The 17,666-nt window shown below is 63.1% G+C and carries 15 protein-coding genes; 9 read left to right on the forward strand and 6 right to left on the reverse strand.

The genetic code is table 11. The features are described 5' to 3' along the window. Positions 1 to 3: 3 nt before the first annotated feature. Entirely contained in the window at positions 4 to 444 is a 441-nt protein-coding gene (locus AC07VY_RS21150) for a potassium channel family protein (protein ID WP_495099170.1), read from the reverse strand. Positions 445 to 796: 352 nt separating this feature from the next. Here AC07VY_RS21150 and moaA point away from each other — a divergent pair, with 352 nt between their 5' ends. The 3 genes from moaA to moeA are packed head-to-tail and all read left to right on the forward strand — an operon-like array spanning position 797 to position 3,865. Beyond that, positions 797 to 1,906, forward strand: a complete 1,110-nt coding sequence (gene moaA / locus AC07VY_RS21155) for a GTP 3',8-cyclase MoaA (protein ID WP_495099171.1) — start codon at positions 797 to 799, stop codon at positions 1,904 to 1,906. Further along, complete coding sequence (gene mobA, locus AC07VY_RS21160; RefSeq protein ID WP_495099172.1) at positions 1,899 to 2,513, forward strand: molybdenum cofactor guanylyltransferase MobA; 615 nt, start codon at positions 1,899 to 1,901, stop codon at positions 2,511 to 2,513. Before moaA ends, mobA begins: the two co-directional genes overlap by 8 nt. Next, positions 2,510 to 3,865: a molybdopterin molybdotransferase MoeA gene (moeA, locus tag AC07VY_RS21165; protein ID WP_495099173.1), complete on the forward strand. Its 1,356-nt coding sequence runs from the start codon at positions 2,510 to 2,512 to the stop codon at positions 3,863 to 3,865. Before mobA ends, moeA begins: the two co-directional genes overlap by 4 nt. 9 nt (positions 3,866 to 3,874) lie before the next feature. On the opposite strand, the gene AC07VY_RS21170 is transcribed toward moeA, so the two are convergent. Together AC07VY_RS21170 and AC07VY_RS21175 are read right to left on the reverse strand one after the other, a co-directional pair. Next, positions 3,875 to 6,166, reverse strand: coding sequence for a putative bifunctional diguanylate cyclase/phosphodiesterase (locus tag AC07VY_RS21170; protein ID WP_495099174.1), 2,292 nt, complete (start codon positions 6,164 to 6,166; stop codon positions 3,875 to 3,877). A gap of 111 nt (positions 6,167 to 6,277) precedes the next feature. After that, the gene (locus AC07VY_RS21175; RefSeq protein ID WP_495099175.1) at positions 6,278 to 8,794 is read right to left on the reverse strand and encodes a hypothetical protein; all 2,517 of its coding nucleotides are present in this window, start codon (positions 8,792 to 8,794) and stop codon (positions 6,278 to 6,280) included. Between the two features lie 115 nt (positions 8,795 to 8,909). Here AC07VY_RS21175 and AC07VY_RS21180 point away from each other — a divergent pair, with 115 nt between their 5' ends. Both AC07VY_RS21180 and AC07VY_RS21185 read left to right on the forward strand, forming a co-directional pair. Beyond that, positions 8,910 to 9,593, forward strand: coding sequence for a DUF1345 domain-containing protein (locus AC07VY_RS21180; RefSeq protein ID WP_495099176.1), 684 nt, complete (start codon positions 8,910 to 8,912; stop codon positions 9,591 to 9,593). Further along, positions 9,590 to 11,086, forward strand: coding sequence for a phospholipid carrier-dependent glycosyltransferase (locus AC07VY_RS21185; RefSeq protein WP_495099177.1), 1,497 nt, complete (start codon positions 9,590 to 9,592; stop codon positions 11,084 to 11,086). Before AC07VY_RS21180 ends, AC07VY_RS21185 begins: the two co-directional genes overlap by 4 nt. Here AC07VY_RS21185 and AC07VY_RS21190 read toward each other — a convergent pair. Beyond that, positions 11,083 to 11,877 (reverse strand): ChbG/HpnK family deacetylase, encoded by a 795-nt coding sequence (locus tag AC07VY_RS21190; protein ID WP_495099178.1) that lies wholly within the window; start codon positions 11,875 to 11,877, stop codon positions 11,083 to 11,085. The genes AC07VY_RS21185 and AC07VY_RS21190 overlap by 4 nt on opposite strands. A gap of 14 nt (positions 11,878 to 11,891) precedes the next feature. After that, on the reverse strand, positions 11,892 to 12,905 hold the full coding sequence (locus AC07VY_RS21195) for a glycosyltransferase family 2 protein (protein ID WP_495099179.1): 1,014 nt from the start codon (positions 12,903 to 12,905) through the stop codon (positions 11,892 to 11,894). 173 nt (positions 12,906 to 13,078) lie between these two features. Between AC07VY_RS21195 and AC07VY_RS21200 the strand changes: the two genes are divergently transcribed. From AC07VY_RS21200 to AC07VY_RS21215, 4 genes are all read left to right on the forward strand, one after another. Further along, a complete protein-coding gene (locus AC07VY_RS21200) occupies positions 13,079 to 14,497 on the forward strand; it encodes a polyhydroxyalkanoate depolymerase (protein WP_495099180.1) in 1,419 nt (472 codons plus the stop codon). Positions 14,498 to 14,544: 47 nt separating this feature from the next. Beyond that, entirely contained in the window at positions 14,545 to 15,192 is a 648-nt protein-coding gene (locus tag AC07VY_RS21205) for an RnfABCDGE type electron transport complex subunit B (RefSeq protein ID WP_495099198.1), read from the forward strand. Between the two features lie 134 nt (positions 15,193 to 15,326). After that, entirely contained in the window at positions 15,327 to 15,836 is a 510-nt protein-coding gene (locus AC07VY_RS21210; RefSeq protein ID WP_495099181.1) for a putative pterin-binding protein, read from the forward strand. Positions 15,837 to 15,987: 151 nt separating this feature from the next. Then, a complete protein-coding gene (locus tag AC07VY_RS21215) occupies positions 15,988 to 17,160 on the forward strand; it encodes a response regulator (protein WP_495099182.1) in 1,173 nt (390 codons plus the stop codon). Here the strand turns inward: AC07VY_RS21215 and AC07VY_RS21220 are convergent. Beyond that, the gene (locus AC07VY_RS21220; protein WP_495099183.1) at positions 17,157 to 17,663 is read right to left on the reverse strand and encodes a VOC family protein; all 507 of its coding nucleotides are present in this window, start codon (positions 17,661 to 17,663) and stop codon (positions 17,157 to 17,159) included. The genes AC07VY_RS21215 and AC07VY_RS21220 overlap by 4 nt on opposite strands. Between the last annotated feature and the right edge of the window lie 3 nt (positions 17,664 to 17,666).

Here is a 17,666-nt window from a genome sequence, read left to right on the forward strand (position 1 = left end):
CTTCTAGCTTGGTGGCGCCTGCCGGATGAAACCCTCTGTGCCTGGTGGAGCGCCATGCTGGGCCTGTATCAATTGCCGTAGCTCGCGCACTTCGCTGTGCAGCGCGGCGATTTCCCGCAGCAGATCGCGCTCAATCTGGCGCTCCTCGGTCTCCACGAACATGGCGGCCACCGAAGCGGTCACCAGGGACAAAATCGCCAGCCCCAGCAGTACCACGATCACCGCGAAAAACCGGGACGCATGGGTGCTCGGCACCATGTCGCCGTAGCCCACCGTGGCGGCGGTGGTGAAGGCCAGCCACAGGCCGTCGCCAAAGGTATGCACGCGCGGCTCCAGCAGCCAAAAGCCCGCTCCGCCCAGGCCCATGATGAGCAAGCCCAAGGCCAGCGAATACCACAACCCGCGTCGGGTGATGAAGAAATGGCGCGCTCGTACACGTCGCATAGCGCTACATTGGAAGCGCTGCACCGGACAGGCGGCTTGATCCAGATCAAGAACTGAAATGTCCACAAACCCGTATGAGAAATATGCCCCTTGCGCTCGTTCCACCTACGCTATAAGCTACCAAATTTATAGCATCACCACTATTACTGCAGATCCCAGCAGACAGCCCGGGCAGCGCTGCTGACATCTGGCAGCCCAGCCAGGCACTGGCACAATCGGAAACTCCATGAACACGACCTTTGTACCCCTTGCCAGGACCCGGCTTGCGCTCCGCGCTGGCAGGCCGCCCATGGCAAGGACGCGCTTGGTGCCGCCCTCGGCCGCTGAGCCCCACTTTGCCCAGCCGATTTAAATGCCACGCCGTGTCATTCCCCTGCGAGACCAGCGCCAGCTCGCGCCGCGCAGCCTCGCCCCCACATCCGGGCCGCTGGTCGACCAACTGGGGCGCCCGCTGCACGACCTGCGCATCAGCGTGACCGACCGCTGCAACTTCCGATGCAGCTACTGCATGCCCAAGGAAGTGTTTGACAAGGACTACCCCTATCTGCCGCACAGCGCGCTGCTGAGCTTCGAGGAAATCACCCGCCTGGCGCAAATCTTCGTGGCCCAGGGCGTGCGCAAGATCCGGCTGACCGGCGGCGAACCCCTGCTGCGCAAGAACATCGAGGTGCTGGTCGCCCAACTGGCCGCCTTGCGCACGCCCGATGGCCAGCCGCTGGACCTGACCCTGACCACCAATGGCGCCCTGCTGGCACGCAAGGCCCAGGCTTTGAAAGATGCCGGGCTGCAACGCCTGACCGTCAGCCTGGACGGCCTGGACGACACGGTGTTCCGCCGCATGAACGATGTGGACTTTCCGGTGCGCACCGTGCTGGACGGGCTGGAAGCCGCGCACAAAGCCGGCCTGGGAGCAGGCGGCGGGTTGAAGATCAATATGGTGGTGCAGCGCGGCACCAACGAGCATGAAATCCTGCCCATGGCCCGCCACTTCAAGGGCAGCGGTATGGTGCTGCGCTTTATCGAATACATGGACGTGGGCGCCACCAACGGTTGGCGCATGGACCAGGTCGTGCCCTCGGCCGAAGTCATACAAACGCTGCAAACCGAGTGGCCGCTGCGGGCGCTAGCGCCCAGTGCGCCCGGCGAAACCGCGCAGCGCTGGGCCTACGCCGATGGCAGCGGTGAGGTGGGCGTCATCAGCAGCGTGACCCAGGCCTTCTGCCGGGACTGCAACCGCGCCCGCCTGTCCACCGACGGCCGCGTCTACCTATGCCTGTTCGCCAGCCAGGGCCATGACCTGCGCGACCTGCTGCGCAGTGGCGCCGACGATACCCAGCTCGGCAACGCCCTGCGCGGCATCTGGCAAGGCCGCAGCGACCGCTATTCCGAGCTGCGCTCGGGCCTGGCAGCCGACACCGGCCCGGCGGCGCGGCGGGTGGAAATGAGTTACATCGGTGGCTGAGCTGGCGTTGCAAGACGTCACCGGACTGGTGCTCGCCGGCGGCCAGGGTGCGCGCATGGGCGGCCTGGACAAGGGCCTGCAGGCCTTCAAAGGCAAGACGCTGGCCCAACACGCGCTGACCCGACTACGGCCGCAGGTGGGCAGCCTGATGCTCAGCGCCAACCGCCATCTGGCCGACTATGCGACCTTTGGTGTTCCGGTGTGGACCGATGCCGAGTCCGAGTTGGAAGACGACTATGCTGGCCCGCTGGCCGGCATGCTGGCCGGCCTGGCCCACTGCCCCACCGCCTACCTGGCCTGCGTGCCTTGCGATGCCCCGCTCTTCCCCGCCGACCTGGTGGCCCGCCTGGGCGCTGCATTGCTGACGGACCAGGCCGATATGGCCGTGGCTGCATCCAGAGACCCCAGCGGCAGCCTGCGCAGCCAGCCGGTGTTCTGCCTGATGCGCAGCGACATGCACGCCAGCCTGGCGCAGTATCTGCAGCAAGGCGGTCGCAAAGTGGCCGTCTGGCTGGCCCAGCACCGTACGGCCACAGTGGCATTCGACGACGCCCAGGCTTTCTCCAACGCGAACACCTTGGCCGAGCTACGCGGCCTGGAACGATGAAGACTACCGACGCCATTGCGGCCACCATCCCCGGCTACAACCCACTGAACCTGCCGGTGCCGGCGGCCCAGGCCTTTTTGTCGGCCCTGGCCACACCGGTGACTGAGACAGAAACCGTGGACATCCTGCAGGCGCTGGGCCGGGTACTGGCGGCGGACGTGGTGTCCCCCGTCAGCGTGCCGCCGCACGACAACTCGGCCATGGACGGCTATGCCTTCGACGGCGCACAGCTGCAGGGCGGCCAGACCCTGTCACTACAGGTAGTCGGCCAGGTGCTCGCAGGCCATACCTGGTCCACCCCCATCGCCGCAGGCCAGTGCCTGAAGATCATGACCGGTGCGCCCATGCCGCCGGGGCTGGACAGCGTGGTGCCACATGAACGCGTGCAGCTGCAGGCTGGCTGCATCCATTTCGACCCCAGCCAGCTGCGGCGGGGTGCCAACCGCCGCCTAGCCGGCGAAGACGTGCAGCAAGGCCAGGCCGCCATGCGCCAGGGCGACCGCCTGGCCCCTGCGGCCCTGGGCCTGCTGGCCAGCCTGGGCCTGGCTCAGGTCAGGGTGTACCGCCGGCTGCGGGTGGCTTACTTCTCCACCGGCGATGAAATCCTCAGCCCGGGCGAGGCGCCCCGGGCCGGCGCCGTATTCGACAGCAACCGCTACACCCTGTTTGGCCTGCTGACCCGGCTGGGCGTAGAGATACTGGACCTGGGCGTGGTGCGCGACGACCCGGCCCAGCTGCAAACCACCTTGGCCCGGGCAGCCCGGCAGGCCGATGCGATTCTCACCAGCGGCGGCGTCAGCACCGGCGATGCCGACCACACACGCAACATGATGGCCGCACTGGGCGATGTGGTGTTCTGGCAGCTGGCGATGCGCCCGGGCCGTCCCATGGCAGTCGGCCGTATCCGCGCAGGTGCCTTGCAAGAATTACAAGAAAAAAACGGCTCCAGCGCAGATAACACCTGCGCTGGCAGCTATGAAAAACGCAGCAAACTCGACGCTCTGCTATTGGGCCTGCCTGGCAACCCAGTCGCAGTGGCGGTGGCTTTTACGGTACTGGTACGCCCGGTGCTGCTGCAAATGATGGGCTGCAACCCCGCGCACGCTGCCCCACAGCCGCTATTGCGGGTCCGCAGCATGCAGGCCATACGCAAACGGCCAGGCCGCAGCGAATTCCCACGCGGCACGCTTTGCCGCACCGAAGATGGCCAGTGCGGTGTGCGCCTGGTGGGCAACCAGGGCTCGGGCATCCTCAGCTCTGTGGTGCAGGCCGACGTGCTGGTGGTCCTGCCCGAGGCGCAGGGCGATGTGGCCGAGGGCGATGCCGTAGACGTGATGCTGCTAGAGGGCTAGGAACCTGTTCTAAGCTCCTGGCCGGTTCTTCAGCCAGTCCAGCATCTGCGGCAATGGCATGGGCCGGGCGAACCAGTAGCCCTGCATCCAGTGACAGCCCAGGGCTATCAGCGCATCGCGCTGCTGCTCGGTTTCTATGCCTTCGGCAATAACCCCCACGCCCAGCTCGCCGGCCAGGGCCATGATGACCTTGGCGATATGCGCATCGCCACGCCCCAGCAAGGTGACAAAGGAGCGGTCCAGCTTGAGAGTGGAGAACGGCAGGCTTTGCAGGCGGTGCAGCGACGAGTAGCCGGTGCCAAAGTCGTCCAGATGCAAGTGAAACCCCGCTTCGGCCAGCAGCTGCAGCTGGCGCTCGGCCAATTCTGCGTCCTTGGCCACGGCCGACTCGGTCAGCTCGAAATGCACGCAGGAACGGGGTATGCCCTGCCGGTCCAGCAGCTCGCACATATCTTCCACCAGGGTGGTCACCATGAGCTGCTTGGCCGACAAGTTGATGTTCACCACCGTGTACGGGTTTTGCGCCAGCAGCGCCGGCAAGGCGGCGGCAACCTTGTTGGCAATCGCCATGCCCAGGGCCACGATCAAACCGCATTCTTCGGCGATGGGGATGAATTTGTCGGGCGGACAGAAGCCGCCGTCCATCGGCCAGCGGGCCAGGGCCTCCATCATGGGCGCTGCGCCGGTACGCGCATCGACGATGGGCTGGAACCAGACCTCCAACTCATCCAAACGCAGACATTCGCGCAGCCGCTGCTCCAGCAGCATGCGTTCCTGCACATTGCCCAGCATCGATTCGCTATAAAAGCTGTAGCGGCCCTTGCCCGCCCGCTTTGCGTCGTACATGGCCAGATCGGCGTTGCGCAGCAGGTCGTCCTTGTTCGTCGAGGTGCCGTGGGCATAACAAATACCCATGGAGCAGCTGACGGTCAGGTAGGAGCCCTGGTATTCCCGGGTCTGGGCAATCGTCTCCTGCACCCGCTCGGCAAAGTGCCGCACACCCAGCTCATCACCCTGGGCCACGTACAGCAAGGCGAACTCGTCGCCCCCCAGGCGCACCACCACGTCACTGGTACGGATCAGCTTTTCCAACGAACGGGCAATGCTGGTCAGCAAAAAGTCGCCGGCTGCATGGCCCAGGGAATCGTTGATGAGCTTGAAGTCGTCCAGGTCGATCAGCAGCACCGCCAGGGTCAGGCCCGGCTGGCGCTGCTGCATGGCCAGCAGTTGGTCCAACTGTTCATGCAGCATGCGGCGGTTACCCAGCTCGGTCAGGGCATCGGTGCGGACATCGTGCTCCAGGCCAGAGCGCGCCTTGCCCAGCGCAGCCATCATGGTGTTCAGTGACAAGGCCAGCTCGTCCAGCTCGTCATGGCCCTGCACCGGCCACTGTCGCATCAGCGCCGGGTCGGTGCTGCGCTGGCTGCGCGCCAGCTGGGCAAACTTGCCCAGGCGTTTGAGAACCAGCCGATCGAGCAGAAAGACCACCGCCAGAGCACCCAACACGACCAGCACCAACGCGTTGGCCAGCAGCAGAAGCTGACTGGTTTGCTTCTGGGTGTGCTGCGTGGGTGGCGTATCCACCACCAGTTGCAGTTGGCTGGGTCCTGCCGTGTCTTTCAGGATGGCGCTGCTGTCATTGCTGGCTTGCGTGCCGTCCGCCAACGCATCCGCAGGCCGCAGCACAAAGTGGCTGCCGGTAAGTTTCATCAGACGTGTCAGGCGCTCGCCCTGCCATTCGCGGGCCATCAGCATCCAACCCACGATCGGGGAGCCGATCTGGCGCATGCGTACCGGACTGAACACCAGCAGCACCGGCTGGCCCTTCAACCAGCGCTTGAATTCACCGCCCTTTTCACGCAGCTCGGGAGGCAGCGCAAAAATGGCCGCCATGGCTTCCGCCAACACCGGGTCATTGCCGGCCAGAGGCTCAACCCGGCCTCGCCGTATATCCACGCTGGAATGCAATTGACCGGCCAGGGTCAAAAACGCTACATAGTCCACATCCAGGTTGCGTAGCGACTCCACCGTATAGCTTTGCGCCAAATAGCCAAGGTTGAAGTTTTGCATGTGTTGGGCCGACTCGTCCCACACGCCGTAGTCCAGGGCCGTACGCAACAGCGCGGTCACTTCCTGGCGCAGGCCCAGGTCCACACGCAGATACTGGTCATGCGCAGCGCGCTGGTCGAACGATGCCAGGCTGCGGTCCAGCAGTGACGAGCTGACCATGAAGCTGACCACGCCGACCACGCAAAACAGCAACGCCAGCAACCCCAGAATGCGTGCGCGCAAACTGCTCATCTTTGCATGAAGGGGTTATGTAGTTGCATCAGAAAGTCCGCATCGTAACGGTAAACAGGCCAGATATGAAATACAAATTATTACATTCTGCATACCCTAGCCTGAACCCCGTCACAGTGCCGCGTTGCGACTGGGCTTGGCCGCAACAGGCGGACGAATATGGCGTAGCGTCATGCCCAGCAAAAGCACCAGGTAAAACAAAAAGGCCAGACGCGGTACATCCAGCAAGCTGTCGAACAGGCCCACCACCACAAACCCGACCAGGCCGCCGGCAATGCCGGGAGCCAGCGGGTGGTCCTTGGCCCGCCCCACAGTGACACGCCATAGCGCCGCCAGGCCCATGGCGATAAACAGCGCCAAGCCCACGCCACCCTGGTCAAACAACACATTCATGAAGACGTTCTTGATGTGCCAGGGCAAGTGGTTGCGGTCGCTGGAAAAGAACCAACGCTGCAGGTCTTGCGAAAAATCACCGTTATCCAAAAGCTGGCGGCCATCCGCGCTCTTGAGCTGGATGTTGTCTACGTCCACCAGGCCCATGACGCTGTCGGTGGCAACCGAGAACGACACAATCCTCGGCGCAAACCAGGCACCACTGGACAGCTCGCCGCCCTTGAGCGGCACCTCGAAACTTTGCCATTCGGTGGTCTTGGGCTCGACATACACGCCACCCAATAAACAGCCTGCGCTGTATAGCAGGTGCTTCTCGCACACTTCCAGGTGCACATTCACCGGTTTGGTGACGCGCACCGACAGGCTGACGCTGACCAGGCCCTTGGGCGGCAAAATCCGCTGAGAGACGCGCAGTATCTCGCCCCAGCCCATGTATTGCTGCTTGCCGCCGGCCAGCACCAGATAATTATTGCCGGCCTGGCTGGACAGGCGGTAGTCGCCGGGATGCTCTATCGAGGAACGGGCAAAGAAGTAGCTGGACGGATAACGGCCCAAGCCCTTGCCCAATACCGGGTCCAGCGGCGCATCCAGCATCTGCCAGCCTTCGCGCCAATGCGCCAGACGCGTATCCAGATCGCTGCTACTGGTTGAAAAACGGTCCCCCATGTAGGCGCCACCGCCAAATACGCCCACGATGCCGCCCACCAACAGCATCGCAGCCCCAGTCGTTGCATGCCAGCGCAGGCGGTCGGGCCACAGGCCCACAGGCGCCACGCCTGCTCCAAATGCCAACAACACCAGCACCAGCACCACCGGCAAGGTGGCCTCCAGGCCCCGGCCATAGCCCCAGTGCTCAGCCACCAACCCCATGCCCATCAACAGACCCAGATAGCTGGCAAACGCCAGCTGTGCCATCAGCCCCGCGGGGCGGTGCCGACCCACCGGCACCGCCCCGCGACCGCTGGCCAGCAGCAGGCCGGCCGTCAACAGGGCACTGGCCGCATAGACCAGGTAAGCGCCCTTGTCCAGCGCTAGCGCAATACCCCACCAGGCAGCACACAGCAAACCACCAGCCACCAGGCCGACGATCCAGCCCGCCAGCGTAAAGCGTCGCAGCTGGGTGGCCAAGGGCATCAGCAAGCCCATGGCACCCAGCAAACAGGCCAGTCCGCGGTAGCCACTGGACGGGAAAGTCCACCACACCCCCAGGCTGAAAATAACGAGCAAGGCCAGCGCCGACAACAGCCGCATGGGCGCCGGCTTGACCGCCGATGCACCCGCCTCCGCCACCATGCGCCGGTGGGCCAACAGATACAAAGCCCCCGTCACGGCAATCGCTATAGGCAAAGCCAGGTAGACGCCGCGCGAAAAAGTGGTCAGACAGGCATAGGCTCCCATGCCCAGACATAGCGCAAAAGCACCCCAGCGACGCAACGAGCGGGCCACCAGCAGTTCACGCACCACGAAGGGCAGCGTCAGGGCCAAAAAGCCGTCCAGCGCCGCCCCCCCCACATGCATCTCCCAAAACAGGGCTGTAGTCCGGTAATCGGAAGAAAAATTGAACAAATCCACAAAGGCGGAGCGCTCCCACATCGTGGCCCAGGACGCAGCGGCCAGGCCCAGTGCCAGCCCCCCTGCCAGCCATCGGCTGGCCTGCTCGCCCCGGCGCACCACCGCGGCCCGCCAGAGCGGAAACACCAGCAAGGCCAGGAAGAAGCTTTTCGCCAGGCGCAGGCTGTTCATAGACTCGTGGTAGCCCTGGTACCAGCCAAAGCTAAAGCCACCGGCGTTATCAAAACCCCGGACCATGGCCACCAGAATTGAAATGCAAAACAGCAACACCAGCAGCCACACGCCGCCGGACGCATGCTGGCCGCTGCCCCGCCTGTGCGATGCCGACAACGGGTGAAGAGTGCGGCGGGCATACCCCCCTGCGGCTGCGGCCAGCACCAGCATGTCCAATTCTTCAAAGGTCAGCCAGCCCGTCCACGGTGCAAAGCCAACCAGTGGCAGCAAGCCCGGCACCACCAGCAGCCAGGTATCGGGCCAACGGTAGAAAACTGCGCAGGCCAGTACGAACAGCGCAAGCACCAGGGAAGGCAACACCGGGTAATGCAGAGCCAGGGCCAGACCGGCACCACCACTGGCCAGGGCCAGCAGCGCAAAACGTGCGCGAAAGCGCAGGGTTCGAGGCTCTGCGCGTACACCGGCCAAAAGCTGCTGTTGGGAGTCCATCCTGGTCCGCCGCCGTCCATGTTGAAGTGGGGTGATGGTATCGTACGCAAGCCCGACCAGATCGGATACGCCAGTGCATGCATTGCACTGTTGACCCGTCCCTTCACACAGCCATATGAGCGCCCAGCCACCCCGACATCGTGTATCGCCAATCCGGCTCATTCGCAGCCGTCCCCGCCTGTTTTCTTCGGCGCTGGTAGGCACTCTGGTCGTCCTGGCCCTGGGCTATTTACCAGCCTTCCAAACCGCTACCCGCTTGATATTGGGCTGGAACACCTTTGCCCTGATCTACCTGGCGCTGGCCGGACGCATGATCTTCTATTCCGACCACGACAAGATACGCCGGCGCGCGCAGCAACAGGACGAAGGCCGCGGCACGATACTGGCCCTGGTGGTGCTGGCCGCAATGGCCACCTTAGGCGCCATCATTGCCCAACTGGGAGTGGTGAAAGACTTGCAAGGGTGGTTGCGCTACACCCATCTCAGCCTGGCTGTCTTGACCATTGTTACGTCCTGGGCCTTTACCCACGTGATGTTTGCGCTGCACTACGCCCATGACTTCTATACGGCACTGGTGCGCGGCAAGCCCGTAGGCCTTTCCTTCCCGGGCACGGACAAGCCGGACTACGGCGATTTTCTGTATTTCGCCTGCATCATCGGCACCTCGGGCCAGACCGCCGACGTCAGCTTTACGACATCCGCCATGCGGCGTACCGGCCTGCTGCACTGCGTGCTGGCCTTCTTCTTCAACACCACCCTGGTGGCGCTGACCATCAATATTGCATCCGGGCTTCTGTGAATACTTCCTTCCCCACGTCTCCATTCCGTCGGCTGAACAACCCGGCCCTGGTCCTGCTGCTGCTCGCACTGTGGCTGCTGGCCACTTTGGGCGTGCGCCCCCTGCTGCTGCCCGACGAAGGGCGCTACGGTAATGTGGCGCGCGAGATGCTGCTGGGCGACGGCCTGGTGCCCACACTGAATGGCCTGCCCTTCTTCCACAAGCCGCCGCTGATGTACTGGTTGGACATGGCCGCGTTCCAGGTATTTGGGGTCAGCGCATTTGCTGCGCGGTTTGGCGCCTTCATTGGCGCCTGGCTGATGGGTGCATCGCTGTTCCTCGCGCTACGCCGCTGGGTCGGCCTGCGGTTTGCACTCATCGCGCTAGGCATACTGGCCACCTGCCCATTCTTCTATGTGGGTAGCCAATACGCCAATCTGGACATGCTGGTAGCCGGCATGCTGACCGTGGCCATACTGTGCTTTGTACGCGCGCTGGAACTGCCCAAGATAGACCTGGCCTGGCTGGTCGCCGGTTGGCTGGCCTGCGCACTGGCGATGTTGGCCAAGGGCTTAATCGGCTTCGTGCTGCCAGCACTGGTGCTGGGCCCATGGCTGCTGGCGCAGGGCCGTTGGCGCCAGATCATCGGCATGCTGCACCCGCTGGGCTTGCTGGCGTTCGGCCTGGTGGCGGCACCCTGGTTTCTGTGGATGCAACAGCGCTTTCCGGGGTTTTACGACTATTTCTTCATAGAGCAGCATTTCCGCCGCTTCGCCCAGGCCACGTTCAACAACGTCCATCCGTTCTGGTTCTACATTGCTGTGCTGCCACTGCTGACACTGCCGTGGAGCCTATGCTTGCGCAGCCAGTTGCAGCCCAGCCCCGACACACCAGCCCAGCCACTCAAAGGGCTAACCAGCCTATTGGTGTGGTGGGTACTGGCCATCGTCGGATTCTTTTCGCTGCCCAGCAGCAAGCTGGTGGGCTACATCCTGCCGGCATTGGCCCCCTGGTGCGCGCTGCTAGCCGTGGCGGTTGCGCGTGGCCGTGTCTGGCGTTGGCTGATACCGACCAGCGCAGCGCTGTGCGTAGCTGTAGTGCTGGGCCTGGCCTGGAAGGCACCCGGCTCGCACCGGGACGTGGCCAAAGAACTGGCCCGCGTGCAGCAGGCCGACGACCATGTGGTGTTCATCAACGAAGCGTTTTACGACGTGCCGTTCTATGCCCATTTGCGCCAACCCGCTATCGTGCTGAGCACCTGGAACGATACAGATATTTCCCAGCATGACAACTGGCGCAAAGAGTTTGCAGATGCCGCCCGCTTCGACACGGCCCAGGCCGCCAAAGTACTGTGGACACCCGACCGCCTCACCACGCTGCGCTGCAGCCCCGGCACGACCTGGCTGGTCGCCGAGAAAAACTACAGCCTGCCGCCAGAGATGGGAACTGCCAGCCCGGTCTTCACCGGTACCAACGCGCAGCTGCTGCGGCTGGAAAAAACCGGCTGCCCTTAAATCGTCCCCAGCACCACGCCCGCACTGCGCAAATCCAGCGCAAAAGCCTCGCTACGCAAATACGCCCATTCGCGTAGCCGAGCGGGAGCAATGGGGTCCACCACGGTGTGCGGTGGGCCTTCCACGCCAGGGTGGCAAAACAGCAAACCACCCTCGGCAGGCAGAGCCGCCAGCCAGGCACGCATACGCCCGGCATAGTCGGGATCAATAAAGTCGTAAGCCCCGGTCAAGCAAGGGTTGTGGCGTATACCCTGGCGGGCCAGCGCGCTTTGCAGCGCTCGGCCGCCGGTTGCCTGGATCAGCCATCGTTTCACCCCCTCGCCCGGCCCCAACAGGCGGCCGGTGGCACGCACGGCCGGCATCGGCGACAGCGACGTGACTAACTCCAGCAGCACCTGCCGCACACCGGGCAAGTGGTGCACATGCTGGTGGCCGTCCACGAATTGCGGGGCGCCGCCGGTCGCATCGGCAAAGGCCTGCCACTGTGCCCGCAACTCCAGAGCGATGACGGCCAATGGCAGTTGCCGCAGATGCGCCGCCAAAATCAGCTTGGGCAGGCTGAGAAAACGGGGCCAATGGTGGCGCAGCTCCGGGCTCAGGGGCTGGCCTTCGGTGAGGTTGAAATGCAGTCCGCGCTGCACGGCGGCAGGCATAGCCGCCAGCAAAGGTAAAGAAGCCTGCCAACCCGGCGCCTGCGGCATGCACGACACCAGATTAATACGACCGGCCTGGGCCAGCTCTGCAATCCCTTCGGAAATACCTGGCGTCAGACCAAAATCATCTGCGCACATAGCCAGAACACGCGTCACCCGGCCTGCCCTTCATCCGCTGCATCGGTAAACGTGCTGCGCCCTTGCTCGGACGCCACGATGTATATGGGCCGGTGTTTCACCTCATCAAAAATCCGCCCCACGTATTCGCCCAGTATGCCGATGGACAACAGCTGCACACCGCTGAAGAACATCATGCTGGTCGCCAAGGTGGCCCAGCCGGGCACGGCCTCCGAGTCTATGTAGTGCTCGATGATGATCCAGCAGCCAAACAGCAAGGCCCCCAACGCGATCAAGGAGCCCAAAGCGCTCCATAGGCGCAGCGGGAAATTGGTGAAGGTGGTAACGCCGGTAAACGCCAGCCGGGCCAGCCGCTTGAGCGAGAAACTGCTCTGCCCGGAAGCGCGCTCATGCGGTGTGTAAGGCAGTATCTGCGTGCGAAAACCCACCCAGGCAAACAGCCCCTTCATGAAGCGATTGCGTTCGGGCAAGGACTTCAGGGCGTCCACGACCCGACGGTCCATCAGCCTGAAATCCCCGGCATCCACAGGTATGTGCACCGAAGAGTTGGTGTTGATCAGCCGGTAAAACAACCAGGTCCCCAGGCGCTTGGCCGCGGTTTCGTCGGCGCGCGACGAGCGCGCGGCACACACCATGTCCACGCCGTCGCGCCAGGCATGCAGCATGGGGCCCAACATGTCCACCGGATGCTGCAAATCGGCATCCATACACACCACCACATCGCCCTGGGCGTGTTCAATACCGGCAGTGAGTGCACATTCCTTGCCGAAGTTGCGGCTCAGGCGCAAATAGCGCACACCGGATGCGCTGACCCAGGGCAACATGGCAAGGGGCGTGGCATCGCGGCTGCCATCGTCCACCACCAGCACCTCCCATTCGTCCGTCAACTGGCGCAGTGCGTGCGTCAGCCCAGTCAGCATGGCCGGCAGATTGGACGCCTCGTTATAGGCTGGCACCACCACGCTCATGCGCGGGCGCATGGAACGGGTTGAAAAAGAGGCCTGTACCACAGCCGGTTCGTTATTCATAAAAACTATATTATTCAAGCCCCCGGAGCCCCTGCCCGAGTCGCAAGTTCTAAGTGTAGGTGTTCACCGTAACGCTGCTGTGAACGCGCGTATTGGTGTTTCCTCTCCACTTAAAGCAACAAGCAACTGCTATATTGCACTGCAACAATACTTTCCCCCTGCTGAAACCCACCATGCTCTACCAAATCTACGAAACCCAGCGCGCGTTGATGGAGCCGTTTGCAGATTTTGCGCAAGCAGCTTCCAAGCTTTACAGCACCCCCTTGTCCCCCCTGGGTAAAACCAGCCTGTCGCAGCGCGTGTCTGCCGGCTATGACCTGCTCTACCGCCTGGGCAAGGACTATGAAAAGCCCACATTCGGCTTGCAAACCATCGAGGTAGATGGCACCAATATCGCCATCCACGAGCGCGTGGAAATCGACAAGCCCTTCTGCGAACTGCGCCGTTTCAAGCGCTTCACCGACGACATCCACACCCTGACCCAGCTCAAAGGCCAGCCCGCCGTACTGATCGTGGCCCCCCTCTCGGGCCACTACGCCACGCTGCTGCGCGACACCGTCAAAACCATGCTGAAAGACCACAAGGTCTACATCACCGACTGGAAAAATGCCCGCCTGGTGCCGCTGTCTGAAGGCGAATTCCACCTGGACGACTATGTGAACTATGTGCAGGAATTCATCCGCCACCTGCAAGGCATTTACGGCAACTGCCATGTCATGAGCGTATGCCAGCCCACCGTCCCGGTACTGGCAGCCGTGTCGCTGATGGCCTCGCGCGGTGACCTTACCCCTCTGACCATGACCATGATGGGCGGCCCTATCGACGCCCGCAAGTCTCCCACCGCGGTGAACAACCTGGCCATGAACAAGAGCTACGAGTGGTTTGAAAACAATGTGATCTACAAGGTGCCCTCCAGCTTCCCTGGCGCAGGCCGCAAGGTCTACCCCGGTTTCCTGCAGCACACCGGCTTCGTGGCCATGAACCCGAACCACCATGCCAAAAGCCATTACGACTACTTCCAGGACCTGATCAAGGGTGACGACGTGAGCGCCGAAGTCCACCGCAAGTTCTACGACGAGTACAACGCCGTGCTCGATATGGACGCGCATTACTACCTGGAAACGATCTCCACCGTGTTCCAGGACTTCAAACTGGTCAACGGCACCTGGAATGTGCGCGGCTTAGACGGCAAGATCGAATTGGTGAAACCGCAAGACATCCACCAAACCGCCCTGCTGACCGTGGAAGGCGAGCTGGACGACATCTCTGGCTCCGGCCAGACCCGTGCCGCCCATGATCTTTGCACCGGCATCCCCACCAGCCAGCAGTGGCACTACGAAGTCCAGGGCGCAGGCCACTACGGCATCTTCAGCGGCCGCCGCTGGCGCGAGATGGTGTACCCGGAAGTCAAGGCTTTTATCAAGGCGCACAGCCACATTGCCGCCACCGCTACGCCCAGCACCACCACACCCGCTACGCCTGCTGCACCGGCAAGCCCAGCTCCAGCAGCACCCGTAGCTGTCAAACCGGCAGCCGCAGCGCCCGTGGCCCGCAAGGTGGCAGCTCGCAAGCCTGCGCCCCAGAAAGCCTGATTCCGCGCAGGGTCCAGGTGCCAGTGCTTTCGCCCCCCTCGGCCCGCATGCTGCTGGCCGAGCAGATCAACGCTGCGCTTCCGCAAACCCAGTGCACCCGTTGCGGCTACCCGGACTGCGCATCTTATGCGCAGGCCATTGCCGCGCAGGAGGCCCCCATCAACCAATGCCCCCCCGGCGGGGCCGAGGGCATTGCGCGGCTGGCACGCATTACCGGGCAGGCGGTAATACCGCTGAATCCCGCCTTTGGGGTGGAAACCAGCCGCGCCGTGGCTGTAATCGATGAAAGCTGGTGCATAGGCTGTACCCTGTGCCTAGCCGCCTGCCCCACCGACGCCATTCTGGGCAGCAACAAACGCATGCATACCGTCATCGAGGCGCACTGCACCGGCTGCGAACTCTGCCTGCCTGTCTGTCCGGTGGACTGCATCCAGATGCTGAACGCCAGTGGCGAGCGCACCGGCTGGAACGCCTGGTCTGCCGCCGAGGCGCTTAACGCCCAAACTCGCTATGCAATCCATAGCAGCAGGCGCAATCAGGAAGAGCGCCAGACCGATAAAACATTTAAACAACCCAGCCAGGTAGCTGCCTCCACCTCACCAGCCAACGCGCTGCCCGCCGCAGACGCCAAGCAGGCCACCATCGCCGCCGCGCTGGCCCGCGCCCGCGCACGGCGCCAATCCGACGCCAGCTGACCAAGCCATCCACAAAGGGGAGCATGCCCCAGAGCCTGTGACTGCTAAAAGCCTACAACGCAGGAGTCGGCCTTGTTATAGTCAATTGGCGTTACAAAATGCCACATCGATCAGCCATTCCCAGGAGCCTGTCCATGCAAACCTCTCTGCGAAACATCCGAATCTTGGCCTGCACCCTGGGTGCTTTCTGGGCGTTCTCAGTGATGGCCCTGGACAAACCGGAGGGGCGCGTCATCCTGACCGTCAGCGGCGCGATCACCCAGGCCAATGTTGGCGCCAATGCGGAATTCGACATGAAGATGCTGGAAAAGCTGCCGCAAAAAACCTTCACCACGCAAACCCCCTGGTACGCCACACCGGTCAGCTTCACCGGCCCCTTGCTGCGCGATGTGCTGGCCGCCGCCGGCGCCAAGGGCAACAAGATCATGGCCACGGCACTGAACGACTACAAGACCGAAATCCCGTTTGACGATGCCGTCAAGTTCGACACCATCGTCGCCCGCCTGATGAACGACAAGCCCATGCCGGTGCGCGAAAAAGGCCCCTTGTTCATCGTCTACCCGTTTGACACCAAGCCCGAGCTACGCACCGAAACCTATTACAACCGCTCTGCCTGGCAGCTCAGCGGCCTGAAGGTTCAATAGAGTGTTTGCGGCCAACGGGTAGGCCAGCAGCCCTCAACCCAGGCCCCGCCACCGCGCAAACCGGCACAGACCGGCCCAGTCTTTCAGACGCTCTGTAGTAACTGCGTACGTGCCAGCCATGCCAGCACGTACCGAATGACGAGGAGATACCATGAGCCATCCATCCGATGTGCCAGACAGACTGACGGTACTGGTGGTAGACGACACGCCAGACAATCTGTCACTGATGAGCAACCTGTTGCGCAGCGTGTACCGGGTCAAACTGGCGCCGAATGGTGAGCGCGCGCTGAAGATCGCCCAGGCCGACGACAAACCAGACCTGATCCTGCTCGACATCATGATGCCCGGCATGGACGGCTACGCGGTGCTCCGCCAGCTGCAAGCCCAACCGGCAACCGCGAATATCCCCGTCATCTTCCTCACCGCGATGAGCGCCACGGAGGACGAGAAAATTGGCCTCGACCTGGGGGCCGTGGACTACATCACCAAGCCCATCAGCCCGGCCACCGTCATGTCCCGGGTACGCAACCACCTGGAGCTGAAGCGAGCACGCGACTTTCTGCAGAACCAGAGCCGCTTCCTGGAGCTGGAGGTGCAAAAACGCACCCGCGAAGTTGCAGCCATACAGGACATCACCGTGCGGGCCATCGCCCTGCTGGCCGAAACCCGCGACAACGAAACCGGCAACCACCTGCGCCGCACCCAGAAATACGTCAAGGCGCTGGCGCAGCAGCTGCAGACCCACCCGCGCTTCTGCGACGAACTGACCGATGCGGCCATAGAGTCGCTGTACAAATCTGCACCGCTGCACGATATCGGCAAGGTCGGCATACCTGACCGCATCCTGCTCAAGGAAGGCAAGCTGGACTTCAACGAATTCGAAATCATGAAGACCCACACCACGCTGGGCCACGCGGCGCTGGTCAAGGCCGAGGAAGGCGCGGACTACGCCACGGCATTCCTGCGCTACGCCAAGGAGATCACCCTGTGCCACCAGGAGAAGTGGGACGGCTCGGGCTATCCACAGGGCCTGCGCGGCGATGCCATACCCGCCTCAGCGCGTCTTATGGCGCTGGCCGATGTGTACGACGCCCTGATCTCCAAACGCGTCTACAAGCCCGGCTTCAGCCATGCCGAGGCCAGCGACATCATCCGCCGGGGCAGCGGCACACATTTCGACCCCGACATCGTGACGGCCTTTGGCGCAATCGAGGCGCAATTCCAGAAAATTGCCACCGACTTCGCCGACGATGACGGCATGGCGTCGGCCGAGGTGTACCGCATGGCCCTGGAGTTCGCGGCCGAATCCAGCATAAAGATTTAAGCTTGGACCTGCGCCCAGCGCGCGAATGCGCCCACCACCTCGGGCGGCGCCTGCACCAGCTCGATCAACACGCCCTCGCCCGACACCGGGAACACCTCGTTCGACTTGGGGTGCACAAAGCAGATATCGAAACCCGCAGCCCCCTTGCGGATGCCGCCCGGCGCAAAGCGCACGCCCTGGGCCGTCAACCACTCCACGGCCAGCGGCAAGTCGTCCACCCACAGCCCCACGTGGTTCAGCGGCGTGGTGTGCACCGCCGGCTTTTTGTCTATGTCCAGCGGCTGCATCAGGTCCACCTCGACCTTGAACGGGCCGCTGCCGAGGGCGCAGATGTCCTCGTCCACGTTCTCACGCTCGCTGACGAAGTTACCGGTGACCTCCAGGCCCAGCAGATCCACCCACAGTGTGCGCAAACGCTGCTTGTCGGGGCCACCAATGGCGATCTGCTGGACGCCCAGCACCTTGAAGGGCCTGTCCTGAGCCTGTCGAAGGGGACGGGTCATCGG

The sequence above is a fragment of the Rhodoferax sp. GW821-FHT02C08 genome, from assembly GCF_059421805.1.